Here is a 12,800-nt window from a genome sequence, read left to right on the forward strand (position 1 = left end):
GAATGGATGCAGTGCATCAGGTTGGAATTGTCGTTCGAGGCGGCGCCGTCGCAGCCCAGACCCACACTGAGCCCGAACGCCGACATCGCCGGGATGTCGGTGATTTCGGCGCCGACGAGATAGACCGGCTCCGGGCAGTGCGCGACGCCGGTGCCGCTGGCGGCCATCCTGCGCAACTCGTCGTGGGTCAGTTCCCAGCAATGGGCATAGAACGCATCCGGCCCGCAGAAGCCGATCTCCGCGCAATAGTCCACCGTGCGCATGCCGTGACGGGCCTCGATGACCGGGCTTTCGCCCTCGCCGACATGGGTATGCAGGCGCACCCCGCGGTCGCGCGCCAGCGCCACCGATTCCACGAAGGTCTCGCGATAGCAGTTGACCGGCTGGCAGGGCGCGACGACGACCTGGCGCGTGCTGAAAGGGCCGGCATCATGATAGGCGTCGATCAGCCGGGCGCAGTCGGCGATGAACTCGTCGGTCGTTTCCAGCATCGCGTCGGGGATGGTCGAGCCTTCCGATTTCGGCAGCGTGTTGCCGCCGCGCCCGGCATGGAAGCGCATGCCGAGGAGTTCGGCCGCTTCGAACTGCCGGTCGACCAGCCGTTTACCGGCATGCCGCGGAAAGCAATACTGATGGTCGAACGCCGTCGTGCAGCCGTGCTTTATCAACTCGGCCATCGCTGTGACCGACGCGTGGTAGAAGCATTCCTCGGTCAGCCGCGAGAAGACGGGATAGATGCGGTCGAGCCATTCGATGACCGACAGCTTCGTCCAGTCCAGATCGGCGCGGTTGCGCACGAAGCATTGAAAGAAGTGGTGATGGGTGTTGACGAGGCCGGGATAGACAAACCAGCCGGCGGCGTCCCACGCCACCGTCCCGGCGGGCAGCTCCGCCTTGTCGATACCTTCGCCGATGGCGCGTATCGCCGGGCCGTCGGTCAGGACATCGACATTGCGCCGGACGTCAGGACCGTTGCCCTCGTCGACGATGACCGCAGCGCAGTTCTTCAACAGATAGCCAGCCACGTCAGGCCTCGCCGACTTCTGGCACGGGCTCGGGCTTCAGTTCGTGCAGCCGGTGGATGCCGGGCATCTCGATGAAGCCATCGATGGCGCGGATCGCCCGCGACCAGAGCCGGATCGCAGGATAGGGATCGAGCGAAACACCGCCGTCCGGCGCCAGCGCCACATAGGGAAAGCAGGCGATGTCGGCGATCGTCGGCCGGTCCGACGCAAGGAAGCGCTGGCCGCGGATCTGCTGTTCGACAAGGCCAGCCTCCAGCTCCCGCAGGGCCGCTACCCCCTGCCCTTGGAGGACAGCGATATTGCCCGGACGCAGCAGCATCTCGTGCAGGCGCGCGGCGCCCAGGCTGGCGGTAAGCCGGTGCGAGAAGGAAAGCCATTGCTGGACGCGCGCCGCCTGCCCGGCCGTATCGTTGCCCAGCCATTGCGGCGCCGCCTTGGCGGCGAGGTAGACCAGCATGGCCGAGGATTCGGTCAGGACGAGATCGCCATCTTCCAGGATCGGGATCGAACCCGCCGGGTTCAGCGCCATGAGCTCAGGACCGCGATGCTCGACACCGGGATGGAAGTCGACAGGGCGGATGTCGAGCGTCACCCCGGTCAGCGCAGCCATGAGTCGCACCTTGTAGCAGCTCGGCGAAAGCACGTAGTCGAAGAGCTTCATTGCGCCACCAGTTGCGCGCCGTAGGTGTAGCCATGACGTTTCAGCCAGCGCCGGTAGGCAACCGAGGTGAGGTCCGCTCTCGTGGGGATCTCCATGCCGGGATCCAGCGGCAGCAGCCCCGGAATCTGGTTTTCGAGGATTGACCGGTCCTGGACGAAGATCGTCTGCTGGAAGTGGATGAGGTCCGTCATCGGCGTTTCGTCGTCGAACAGCGCCATCCATGGCCAGACATCGCACAGATCTTCGGCAAGCGGCTGCACGAAAAGCGTGATGACGTCCCATTCACCCGGGCGCGGCGGGCAGGTCTTGTAGAGGATCGAGCAGGTCGGCGCGGGCACGCGATACATGTATTCCGTGGTGATGCCGCCCTCCGCCGACTTGGCGGCCTGCGGCTGGTAGAACTTCACCTGGGTCGCCCAAACCTCGTCTTCGTCCTCCCGGATCTCGACCTTGTAGTTCTGCACCTCGGTGTGCGGTTCGGCCCCCAATATGTCGGTGTGCACGAAAGGAAAATGCGCAATGTCGAGGAAGTTCTCCACCGCGCGCAGCGGCGAGCAGCGCACGCGCACCACCCCGACATCGACGAGCCGGCGGCCGGGCTGATCGGCCTCGGGGATCGCAAACAACGGCTTTTGCGGGTCGCCGAGCGACGACCAGACATGGCCATAGCGGATACAGGCCGGCAGGGCACGTCCGTTGCCGCCGGTCACCGTGGCGTTCCCGTCTTCGCCGCGCCTCAGCTCGATCGGCTCGCCCATGAGGGCCGTCTTGCGTCCATGCGCGTCAAGCTGGCTGGCAAGGCCGACCGGATACCATTCGTCGATCATCGCGTTACGGGTCATCGGGCGATCCCGTCGCGCGAATTATCCTCGGCCGCCCGCCGCAGCGCCTCTGCGGCCCTCGATGCGGCGATACGCTCGGCCTGACTGCTGCCCTGGTCCACCAGAACATGCATCAGCGTCCGCGCCTTCCCTTGCGGAGCAAGCAGCAGCTGGACGGTCCGGGCATTCTCGGTGTAGCCGAGCAGGCCTCCGTCGGCCTTGGTGCCCGCGACCGCCTCCAGCGCCGCGATGTCCGCTTCCACCATCATCGAGCGCAGGGGGGCGAGGCCCTCGAACCGGGGCGGCCCGGCGGCGGGTTCGCCAACGGAAATCCAAATGATACCGCCGCCGTCCTCGACGGGCTGCGTCGCGACACGAATCGTGTCCGGCGGCGCCAGTGCCGGATGGGCCGGAATGCGCAGGCAGTTTCCCGCCTGGGCATAGCTCCAGCCGTGATAGATGCAGGACAGGCTCTCACCGCGCACGAAGCCATGGGAAAGGCGCATGCCGCGATGCGGGCATCTGTCGGCGAAGGCCGCCGCACGGCCGGAACGGCTTCGCCAAAGGGCAATCGACCCGGCTGGGGATTGCGCCGGGATTACGGTTCCCGCCGGCAGGTCCGCGGAGAGGGCAACAGGCATCCATGAGCCAGTCGGATAGGGCGGCATGCATCAACTTTCAAACGACACCTAGCATCTTCCCGAGCGCGGCTTTCGCGGTCAAGGATATGCTAATAAGCTCGGTTACGTTTGCACAACATTTCCTCACTGGCAACAATAGCCTAAAAAAGGTGCATGACGCCCTGGCAGGCAAGACCTGCGACTGCAAAGCTAGCCCGATTCGCTCTCGATCGGCGCCCGGCGAATGGTCTCGACCCAGACATCGATTGGTCCAAGAGAGCACCCCATCTCCATCATGTCGATGAGTTCGGCCGGGCCGGCAACTTCGAGTTCGATCCGGTCGGGACCGGTGACGCATATTGCCTGCGCGAGCCCGAGCTTGGCGGCATGACGCTCGATCCACGGAAGAAAGGATGCCGCCTCGACATCGCCGAGGATCGTCATGCGTTCCCGCGCAGAACGTGGATTTTGCTCGCTCATCGAGACCTTCATGCTTCGTCCGCGGCCGTCACGGCGGGACAGGATACGACTGTTTCGACTGCCGCACAAAAGATACCGGAAGAAGGTAGTGGGGCAGACTACCCAGTCGGATTGGTGAGTGAAAACGCGAAGACGCCGCGGCCAGCCGGAACGGACTGTCCGCGACGTCGGTGGGCGGCAACCTTCATGCTTGCGTGAGAGCACAGTAGTGGCTGTTGCCCTTCCTAGGGAAAGGGCATCCGCAGCCACCACTGGCCGTCAGCGAAAAGCAAAAGCGTCAGTCTTGCTCCAGCCAGACCTTCTCCAGATCCATCTGGAAGGTCGGGTGGATGGAGTAGTTCTTCACCTTCTTGCTCATGTGATTGTAGAGCTTCTGCCAATAGGGCTGGATGATGATCCCCGAGTCCTGGATTATGGTCTCGATGTCCTTCATCACTTCCCGCCGCTTTTCGGGCGCGCTTACCGACAGAGCCTCCTTGAGCTTCTTGTCGAACTCCGGATCGGAGTAGCCGGTCTCGTTCCAGGCCTCGCCCGTTCGAAACGCCAGTGCCAGCACCTGGACGCCAAGCGGGCGCATGTACCAAACGGTGACGGAGTAAGGATACTTCGTCCAGTCGTTCCAGAAGGTCGAGCCCGGCAGCACCGTACGCTTGACCTTGATGCCGGCGTCGCGAAGCTGGGCGGCAATCGCGTCCCCCGTGCTCTTGTTCCAGTCATCGTCGACGGTGATCAGCTCGTGCTCGAAATCCGCCTGGCCGGCTTCCGCCATCAGTTTCTTTGCTCCCGCCGCGTCGCGCGCCTTCTTTGGCAGCGGGTAGTATTCGGGGTGAATCGGGCTGACGAAATGATTTTCGCCGACTGTCCCGCGTCCGGCATAGCCCAGTTGGAGGACGACGTCGTTGTCGACCGCCATCTGGAGCGCGTTGCGCACGCGCTTATCGTCATACGGTTTTTGCGTGACGTTGGTGCGCGCAACCAGCGTCGTCGCGGTCTGGATCTCAGTCTGGTGAAGTCCAAGCCCGTCCAGGATCTCGACATAGTCCGCGCCAGTTTCATTGTTTAGGTCAACCTCGCCAGCCTCGAAGGCATTCACCATCGCGTTCGGGTCGGTTCCATAGTCGATGAACTCGATCCCATCGAGCATCGCTTCTCCGCTCCACCATTTTCCGCTCTCGCGCCGTTCGTCGCTTTCCGTGCGTTGCAGGAAACGGCCTACCACTGGCCAGGACGTAACCACGGTGACGCGATGGCCACGCGCCACGATTTCGAGCGCGGTGCCGAGGCCCCGCCAATCACCCGTGTCATCGATGAGGAGCACATGGTCGCCCAGGCGTGCCGTCCGGGTCATCACATCCTCGACTGACCAGACATTGGGCAAGTCGACCCCTGGAAGGCGGTCCTGCCCAGGCAGTCCACGCTGGAAGCCCGTGCCGGCGGGTTGCGAGCCCGTCGCGATGACGATTTCCTCGAAGTCGCGGCCGGCGACCTCCCCGGCATCGAGCGGTGTATTGAACAGCAGACTGACGCCCAGTCTGGTCAACTGCCGTTCGTACCAGTCGATCAATTCCAGGATTTGAGACCGCCGCGCCTGCAAACCCGCGAGCCTGAACTGTCCGCCGAGTTGCGGGCCGGCCTCCGCGAGCGTGACGCTGTGGCCGCGCTCGGCGGCAACGCGGGCCGCTTCGAGCCCTGCCGGTCCGCCCCCGACCACCAAGACGCGCTTCGGCTGCATGCTCGGCGCGAAGCGGTCGCCACCCCATTCGAATTCGCGGCCGGCCGAGGGGTTGACGAGGCACGAGATCCAATAGTCCCTGGAGCGCCTTCCCCAACACATCTGGTTGCATGAGATGCAGCCGCGAATGTCGGCGTCGCGGCCGCTGGCCACCTTGTTGACCCAGTGCGGATCCGCGATCTGGCCGCGCACGATGCTGACCATGTCGGCCTGGCGCGACGAGATAACCTCGTTGGCATTTTCGGGTGTGCGGATATGGCTTTCGGCCTGGACGCGGGTGTGTTTGCAGACCTCCTTCAACGCATGGGCGTTCGGGGCGCCGAGCTTGTCGGGGAAGAGGAACGTCGGCATGACCGAGGAGTGATCGAAGTAACTGCCGGTGCCGCAGCTGATGTAGTCGATCAGGGCGCGCGCATCATGATAGGCGGCAATCTCCTGGAGCAGCTCCGTGTTCATCCCGACTTCAACCGAGGCGTCGATGCTCGAGGCTAGGCCGATGATGAACCCATCGCCGGTCACCGAACGGATGCGCGAGGTGATCTCGGTCGAGAACCGCATCCTGTTTTCGAACCTGCCGCCCCAGCGGTCGTCGCGCCGGTTCGACCATGGCAGCCAGAATTGCTCGATCAGCGAGTTGTAGGGGCCGAACAACTCCACCCCGTCGAAGCCGCATTTCTTGGCCCGGACAGCGGCGCCAACAAAGCTTTCGATGATCTCCTCGATCTCGGCTTCACGCATACGATGGCTGCCGTCCCCATCGTGATAAGACGGCAGGCCCGAGGGAGACCAATTCGGACTATAGGAATTGTCGTAATCTCCGTGCTGGCCGACGTGATACAGCTGGTGGATCATCACCGCGCCTTCCGCCTTGCAGGCGTCGGTGATCGCCCTGAAGCCAGGGATCACCACATCGTCATCATGTCGGAAATTGCCGCGCGTCAGCCGAGCCGTCCGGTGGACCGGCATCGGCTCGACCACGATCATGGCCGCGCCTCCCCTGGCCCGTTCCAGGTAGTAGCCCAGGTGGCGCGCTCCGGGCATGCCATCTTCGGCCATGTTGGCGGTATGAGCGCCGAAGTTGATGCGGTTGCGGAGCGTCTTGTGGCGCAGCTGGAGCGGCTCGAGGATTTTGGAAAAAGCCGGCGTCAACGTCATGTCAGGGGAGTCTCTGCTCGCGAGCGCTCACTCGTTGGATGGTCAAACATTAGCGGTCCGCGAAATTCACGAATTGTGATTGCGACACGTTTTTCATAAGAATTGCGCTGGCGTGCTCTGCGTTGGAAAGGCGCCCGGATTTGACACCCGCACTGAAAACGCCTGATCGCGTCGGGCTGCCCTATCTGAAGGTCGGCATCATTCTTTGTCCGAGCTTCACCCTGACGCCGATGGCGAGCTTCGTGGATGCGCTTCGATTGGCCGCTGACCGGCAGGATCAGAGCCGGCAGGTCTATTTCGCCTGGGATTTCATTGCGGCGGGGCCGCTACCGGTGCGCGCAAGCTGCGGCCTAGAGATGGCCGCGACGGGAAACCTGGATGATCCAGCCACATACGACTGCCTGGCCGTGTGCGGCGGGCTGGTCCGGGATATGGAAACGATCCATGCGGCGACATTCGATTACCTGCAGGCAGCGGACAGGCGCGGCATCCCCATCATCGGCCTGTGCACGGGCAGCTTTGTGCTGGCACAGGCAGGGCTTCTCAGGCATCGCGAATGCGCTTTGCACTTTGACACGCTGGGCGAGTTCGTGGCGAGGTACCAACATGCCAGCCCGGTCACCAACCAAAACTATGTCATCGATGGAAATATCGTTACATGCCCGGGGAGCATCGTGGCGATTGAGGTCGCGGCCTTCCTGATCGCGCACTACAGCAATGCCGGCAGGGCGCAAAAAGCCCTCAATTACCTTCTCTTCAAACCCGAGGAACCGCGCATCGCCTTGCGGACGAAACCTTACGAGGAGGCACTCGGGGCGGCATCGCGACTGACCGTAGAGGCGGTGAAGGTGATGGAGACCCGCATCGATGCGCCATGCTCGATCGGGGAACTCGCGCATTCCCTGAACACTTCCAAGGCGCGCCTGAATCGCGCCTTCCTCGCAGACCTGCAATCCGCGCCAGCCGTGTTCTGGCGACGGATACGTCTACTCGCAGCGCGTGAACTCCTGGAGAGCCGACGGCGAAGTGTCACGGAGATCGCTTATGAAACAGGATTCAGCGACACTGCGCATTTCTGCAGCAGTTTCAAGAAGCACTTTTCGATGACCCCCAAGCAATTCAGGCGGATTGGGAAATGAGCCCGCCGGGGTCAAGCGCTGACGGATTCGAAACGGCCTTCCCCAAAACGACCAAGGGTCCTGGCCGATCAACTATCCAAGTCCGGGGCCTACCCAGGCCGGCACCATTGCTCGACACTGTTGCGGCGATATCCCGTTGAAGGCCCTGAAGCACTTTGCAAAATGCGAGGCTGACATGAACCCGCAGGCGATGGCTATGTCGATGATGGACATGCGCGTGCCTTCGATCAGGCGCTTGGCATGGTCCGTGCGTATCCGCAGATAGTGCCGCACCGGCGGCACCTCGATATGAGCAGCAAACAAGCGTTCCAGTTGACGCCGCGACACTCCGGCCCGATGCGCAACCTCATCCATGGAGAGCGGAAATTCGACATTCTCCTCCATGATCCGCATTGCCATCAGAAGCTTGTCACTCACGCCGGCAAAGGCAAGACCTGAAGGCCCGGTCTGGCGGTTTGACCCCGAACGCTGACCTTCGACGGTCGCGTGCCGGCAGACCTCTTGAGCAATGTAGTCGCCTGCGTGGCTCCCGATCAGGTCGACTGCGAGGTCAAATGCCGCCAGCTCGCCAGCGCAAGTCGAATATTGCCCATCCTTGACGAACAGGGAATCTCGTATTCGCGGCTGGTTGAAAACTTCGGCAAATGCGGCGAGCCGGGACCAGTGGATCGTGCAGCGCGTTCCCGCAAGCAGACCGGTCTGCGCCAGCACCCATGTCGCCGTTCCAACCGCCGATATCGAAACGCCGCGGCGCGCAATCGTGCGCAGAAATCCGTTGAGTTGTGGCGTCAGTTGCCGTTCGACCGGTTCGCCCGCCATTATCGCGAGTTGATCCGGCTTGCGATCGTCCGATCCGCAACCCAGCTCATCGATTGTTGCATCAACTGCAATTGAAACGGCGTTGGCACCCTCCACGGCCCCAGCGTTCAGGCCCGCGATCCGCCAGCGGAACAGTGGCAGGCGTGATATCGTATTGGCGATGCGGAACGGTTCGATATAGGCGTGAAGCGCCAGATGCGAGAAGCCGGGCAACACCAAAACCACCAGCTCGAAGGGCCTGCCGGCCATCGCCGAAGTTCCCGGCGTGGCGGATGACTTCATGGCGCTTATGTTCGCGGACGCGTTCATCGGAGGCCGTGCATGGCGGTTGGGTTACCGAACATTCCGGGCTCGGGCTTCACCCTCAATATTCCTCGTTCAATGCATCGACCGCGGGAATCTCGCGCGATCGCCGGTCTATGTAAGCGCGCAGCTCCTCGTCCTTCGCGACATCTAGCGTGGGTTCTTCATACTCGGCCAGAAGCCGCCGGGCATGTTCGAGCGCCCGCTGCTTGATGTCCTTGGAGCCGTCCGCATACCACTGCTCGATCGAGTTGTTGTCGAACAGTTTCGGGATGAAGAAGGCCCGCTCGAAATTCGCCTGCGTATGCGGATGGCCAAGGTAGTGGCCGCCCGGCCCGACATCGCGCACGGCAGAAAGGGCCTCGTCGAAGTCGTCCCACTGGATCCCCTGCGTCATGCGATAACCCATCGAGCAGACCTCGGCGTCGACGACGAATTTCGCGATCGAGCAGTGCATGCCGGCTTCGTTCCAGCCCGCAGAGTGCCAGATGTAATTGGCGCCCGACATCAGCACCGCCATCATCGTCATGGCGCTCTCATAGCCCGCCTGTGCGTCGAACACCTTGGCGCCGCCGAGGAGGTTGGAGGTGCGCCAGGGCACGTTGTAGCGGCGCGCCATCTGGCCGATCATGAAATTCATCAGCGAGATCTCCGGCGTCCCCGCCATCGGCGCACCCGACTGCATCGACACCGTCGAAAGGTAGTGCCCGTAGATTGCCGGACAGCCCTTGCGTATCACCTGTGTGTAAGCCAGCGCGGAAAGTGCCTCGGCGTTGAGCTGCGCTACCGCCGCAGCGGTGGAGGCCGGCGTGTTGGCGCCGCCCAGGACGAAGGGCGAGCACAGCACCGGCTGGTTGCGCCGGCAGAAGGCGCGCATGGCGCCGAGCATCACCTGATCCCAGACCAGCGGCGAATTGCCGTTGCAGTTGCCGGTGGTGACTGCATGCGTCTCGAGAAAACCCTCACCGAACAGGATCTCGCACATGTCGAGCACGTCCTCGGCATTCTTGGGCGAAGTGGTCATGCCCATGAAGATCTTGTCGGAGTGCTTCATCGACGAATAGGTGATGTGAAGATGCCGGTGCGCAACGACGAGGTCCATCGGCTCGACGATATGGTGCGCCGACGAGTGCAGCGCCGGCATCATATGCGCCAGCTTGTGGAAAGTGCCGAGGTCGGCGATCGTCGGACCCCGCCTGACGTCGTCGAGGTCGCGCATGTAAGGCGCGCCGGTCATCGGCACGAAGATCGACTTCGGCCCGCCGAGCTCGACATTCTTTGCCGGGTCGCGGGCGAAGTACTCGATCCTGGAGGGAATGGTCTTGATGAGTTCCATGACCAGGCCGCGGTCGAGATGAACCCGGTCGTCGGCCCTGACGTCGGCGCCGGCCCGCTTCCAGTCCTCGATCGCGATCGGGTCGCGAAACACCACCCCCACGTCTTCGAGGATCGCAAGCGAAGCCTCGTGAATGCGCTCGACCTGCTCGGCATCCATAGGCTCCAGCACCGGCAGGCCGCGCTTCAGCGCCGGCAGCATGTCGATCTTCGGTGCCGTGCGGATGGTCCGCCGCGCTTCCCGCCCTCCCCTACGAGAAACTTGCAGTTGAGCAGTCATGACGCGGCCTCCGAGAGAAATTGTGCGGCCCTTGTGAGCCGGGCGGAACTATTGCCGGAAGCAGCTGATTTCACCTACTGCAAAAGTCTCACGCGCCTGTTGACTAAAGCGCGGAAAGGCCGAGTCTCCGACCTCCCGGCGCTAAGCCGCGGCCGCTGGCAACACCATCGGAACTCACCCTTCTGCTTGGTCGGGCTCGTCCCTGATCCAGGGGCGAGTTGCGCGCAAAGCCGGTACGGATTGCCGGGTTCTCAGCCTCAAGAGACCGGCAGCGGCAGCTTCTTTGTGCGCCCACCATCGATGACGTAGACTTGGCCGGTGACGAAGGCGCTTTCTTCCGAGGCCAGCCAGACTGCGAGGTTTCCGACGTCGGTCGGCTGGCCGAGACGCCCGACCGGATGCATGACAAGCAGCTCCCTACGGACGCGATCCCTGTCGGCCATGCTGTCAATGTAGGCTTCGCTAAGGTCGGAATTGATCCAGCCTGGCGCGATGGCGTTGCAGCGGATGCCCTCGTGCCCATGGTCAACGGCGACCGCCGCCGTGAAGCCGTGAATGCCCGCTTTCGAGGCTGAATAGGCTGGATGCCCGGGATTGGACGCCAGCCCTTCGATCGAGCCGATGTTGACGATGCTTGCGCAGGGCCGCTTCCGAAGGTGCGGCATTGCCGCCTTTGTCAGCAGAAACGGAGCCTTCAGGTTGATGTCCATCATCTGGTCCCAGTCGGCCTCGGTCATCTCGTCGACCGTCTTCTCGAACATGATGCCGGCGTTGTTGACGAGGACATCCAAGCCACCAAGCCGTTCGACGACGGTCTCGACGGCAGCAGCAATGTCCCGGGAATTGGAGAGATCCGCCTTCACGTAGATGACACCCTCGTTGAGCATCGTCTCAGGCGGCGAGTTCCTCTGGACAATGGCGACTTTTGCGCCTGCCTCCACAAAGCGCTGGGTGATGCCGGCGCCGATACCGCGCCCGCCGCCGGTGATGATTGCGATCTTGCCTGCCAGTCTGTCAGCCATGGTGTCCTCAATAGACCGGCTTTGCGCCGTTCACTTCGACCGTCGTGCCGGCAATGTAGCGGGCGGCGTCGGAACTCAGAAAGTAGACCACCTCGGCTATGTCTTCCGGCTCGGCGATCCGGCCGAGCGGCACCGTGCTGTTGAGCTCCGCTATGGCGGTGTCGGGATTGAAACCGCGCTTGGCGAAGCCGGTGCGCAGCATCGGCGTGTTGACCTCGTTCGGGCACACCGCATTGACCCGTATCCCATCGCCGGCATGATCGCGGCCAAGACATTTGGAGAACGCCGCCACGGCCGCTTTGCTGGTGCAGTAGGCCGCGTGGCCGGGCCCGGGATAAAGTCCCCAGCAGGATGCGATGTTCACGATCGCGCCGCCGCCATGACCCTTCATATGACGAATGGCGCGCCGGCAGGTGTAGAAGATCGACTTCAGATTGATGTCGAACGTCCGCTCCCAGTCGTCGTCGGTCGTCTCGAGGATGTTCCCGCGGGTGATGATGCCGGCATTGTTGATGAGCACGTCCAGACGCCCTGTGGCCTGGATGGCGTATTCGATCAAATCCTCGCAATAGGCCTTGTCGCGAAGATCGCCGGCCTTGCTCCAGACCTTCTGCTCACTTCGGTTGAGCTCGGCGGCGAGCTTGTCCAGCCCCGCCTGGTCGGCGTCGCCGGCGACCACACGATAGCCGTTGGCAATGAACTGCCTGGAGAGCACTTGGCCGATGCCCCCGGCCGCGCCTGTTATCACCACCGTCTTCTTCTCAGTATCCGTCATCGCTCGAGCCATATTTTGAGGGAGAATTCGGCTCATATTCTCCGAACCACCGCCGAACGCCAGCGGCGCAAGCCTGCAAAAGTCTCACCTCCTTGTTGAGTTACGCGGCGGTCGACAGCGGCGTCGGACGCTGATTGGAAGGCGTCGCGGATCGCGACGGGTTGGTTCGTCGGATTCTCCTATGATCCGCCGCGAAGGGTTGGGATCGCGGCCATAGTCTGCCGAAACGCGGGCTATCGCATCGCTCGAAAAACGGCTTTCGGATAGATTGGCCTCTCTTGCTCAAGCTGTCGCGCCGCGCGATCATTGAACTGTTGGGAGCTTGAGATGGTTCGCCGCTACTACGATCTGCCGTCCTTGACCGCCTTGGCGGTTTTCGAGGCGTCCGCCCGGCACCTGTCGTTCAAGCTGGCGGCGGCGGAACTGAACGTCACTCCAGGCGCCGTCAGCCGGCAGATCAAAGCGATCGAGGACGAGCTCGGAGTGCCGCTCTTTACCCGGCTGGGGACCGGCGTGGCGCTGACAAGCGCGGGCGAGGACCTTTACGGCGTGCTCGCCAGCGGCTTCTCGCGAGCCGCCGACATCGTCCGAAATGTGAAGCGCGGCGATCGTTCGAGGAACGTTACTTTGGCC

The 12,800-nt window shown here is 62.9% G+C and carries 12 protein-coding genes; 2 read left to right on the top strand and 10 right to left on the bottom strand.

Annotated features, from left to right (window positions below):
- From EN745_RS17045 to EN745_RS37645, 6 genes are all read right to left on the bottom strand, one after another.
- The coding region (locus tag EN745_RS17045) for an amidohydrolase family protein (protein ID WP_127421824.1) at positions 1–1,025 on the bottom strand (1,025 nt) is incomplete at its 3' end.
- A gap of 1 nt (position 1,026) precedes the next feature.
- Positions 1,027–1,686 carry a glutathione S-transferase family protein gene (locus tag EN745_RS17050; RefSeq protein ID WP_127421825.1) on the bottom strand — a complete coding sequence of 220 codons (660 nt, stop codon included), beginning with the start codon at positions 1,684–1,686 and terminating at the stop codon, positions 1,027–1,029.
- Positions 1,683–2,528, bottom strand: coding sequence for an aromatic ring-hydroxylating dioxygenase subunit alpha (locus EN745_RS17055; RefSeq protein WP_126056429.1), 846 nt, complete (start codon positions 2,526–2,528; stop codon positions 1,683–1,685). Before EN745_RS17055 ends, EN745_RS17050 begins: the two co-directional genes overlap by 4 nt.
- On the bottom strand, positions 2,525–3,175 hold the full coding sequence (locus EN745_RS17060; RefSeq protein ID WP_127421826.1) for a Rieske 2Fe-2S domain-containing protein: 651 nt from the start codon (positions 3,173–3,175) through the stop codon (positions 2,525–2,527). Before EN745_RS17060 ends, EN745_RS17055 begins: the two co-directional genes overlap by 4 nt.
- A gap of 162 nt (positions 3,176–3,337) precedes the next feature.
- Complete coding sequence (locus tag EN745_RS17065) at positions 3,338–3,571, bottom strand: acylphosphatase (protein ID WP_245487752.1); 234 nt, start codon at positions 3,569–3,571, stop codon at positions 3,338–3,340.
- Positions 3,572–3,884: 313 nt separating this feature from the next.
- Positions 3,885–6,494 (bottom strand): ABC transporter substrate-binding protein, encoded by a 2,610-nt coding sequence (locus EN745_RS37645; protein WP_127421827.1) that lies wholly within the window; start codon positions 6,492–6,494, stop codon positions 3,885–3,887.
- 140 nt (positions 6,495–6,634) lie between these two features.
- Between EN745_RS37645 and EN745_RS17075 the strand changes: the two genes are divergently transcribed.
- The gene (locus EN745_RS17075; protein WP_127421828.1) at positions 6,635–7,633 is read left to right on the top strand and encodes a helix-turn-helix domain-containing protein; all 999 of its coding nucleotides are present in this window, start codon (positions 6,635–6,637) and stop codon (positions 7,631–7,633) included.
- A gap of 72 nt (positions 7,634–7,705) precedes the next feature.
- Here the strand turns inward: EN745_RS17075 and EN745_RS17080 are convergent, their stop codons facing one another.
- The 4 genes from EN745_RS17080 to EN745_RS17095 all read right to left on the bottom strand — a co-directional run bounded on the left by EN745_RS17080 (position 7,706) and on the right by EN745_RS17095 (position 12,167).
- Positions 7,706–8,734, bottom strand: coding sequence for a GlxA family transcriptional regulator (locus EN745_RS17080; RefSeq protein WP_189363073.1), 1,029 nt, complete (start codon positions 8,732–8,734; stop codon positions 7,706–7,708).
- An 82-nt stretch (positions 8,735–8,816) separates the two neighbouring features.
- Positions 8,817–10,370 (bottom strand): trimethylamine methyltransferase family protein, encoded by a 1,554-nt coding sequence (locus tag EN745_RS17085; protein ID WP_127421830.1) that lies wholly within the window; start codon positions 10,368–10,370, stop codon positions 8,817–8,819.
- A gap of 257 nt (positions 10,371–10,627) precedes the next feature.
- Positions 10,628–11,392, bottom strand: coding sequence for a glucose 1-dehydrogenase (locus EN745_RS17090; RefSeq protein ID WP_127421831.1), 765 nt, complete (start codon positions 11,390–11,392; stop codon positions 10,628–10,630).
- A 7-nt stretch (positions 11,393–11,399) separates the two neighbouring features.
- Entirely contained in the window at positions 11,400–12,167 is a 768-nt protein-coding gene (locus EN745_RS17095; RefSeq protein ID WP_126056437.1) for an SDR family NAD(P)-dependent oxidoreductase, read from the bottom strand.
- Positions 12,168–12,494: 327 nt separating this feature from the next.
- On the opposite strand from EN745_RS17095, the gene EN745_RS17100 reads away from it, so the two are divergent.
- Positions 12,495–12,800: LysR family transcriptional regulator (locus tag EN745_RS17100; protein ID WP_127421832.1), on the top strand; the 306-nt coding region annotated here is incomplete at its 3' end.

The sequence above is a fragment of the Mesorhizobium sp. M4A.F.Ca.ET.022.05.2.1 genome (assembly GCF_003998845.1).
In the GTDB taxonomy this organism is placed as follows: domain Bacteria; phylum Pseudomonadota; class Alphaproteobacteria; order Rhizobiales; family Rhizobiaceae; genus Mesorhizobium.

Coding starts and splice junctions, on each gene's coding strand:
- EN745_RS37645 (WP_127421827.1), bottom strand. CDS start 6,494: ATGACGTTGACGCCGGCTTTTTCCAAAATCCTCGAGCCGCTCCAGCTG.
- EN745_RS17090 (WP_127421831.1), bottom strand. CDS start 11,392: ATGGCTGACAGACTGGCAGGCAAGATCGCAATCATCACCGGCGGCGGG.
- EN745_RS17055 (WP_126056429.1), bottom strand. CDS start 2,528: ATGACCCGTAACGCGATGATCGACGAATGGTATCCGGTCGGCCTTGCC.
- EN745_RS17080 (WP_189363073.1), bottom strand. CDS start 8,734: ATGAAGTCATCCGCCACGCCGGGAACTTCGGCGATGGCCGGCAGGCCC.
- EN745_RS17050 (WP_127421825.1), bottom strand. CDS start 1,686: ATGAAGCTCTTCGACTACGTGCTTTCGCCGAGCTGCTACAAGGTGCGA.
- EN745_RS17085 (WP_127421830.1), bottom strand. CDS start 10,370: ATGACTGCTCAACTGCAAGTTTCTCGTAGGGGAGGGCGGGAAGCGCGG.
- EN745_RS17095 (WP_126056437.1), bottom strand. CDS start 12,167: ATGACGGATACTGAGAAGAAGACGGTGGTGATAACAGGCGCGGCCGGG.
- EN745_RS17060 (WP_127421826.1), bottom strand. CDS start 3,175: ATGCCGCCCTATCCGACTGGCTCATGGATGCCTGTTGCCCTCTCCGCG.
- EN745_RS17065 (WP_245487752.1), bottom strand. CDS start 3,571: ATGACGATCCTCGGCGATGTCGAGGCGGCATCCTTTCTTCCGTGGATC.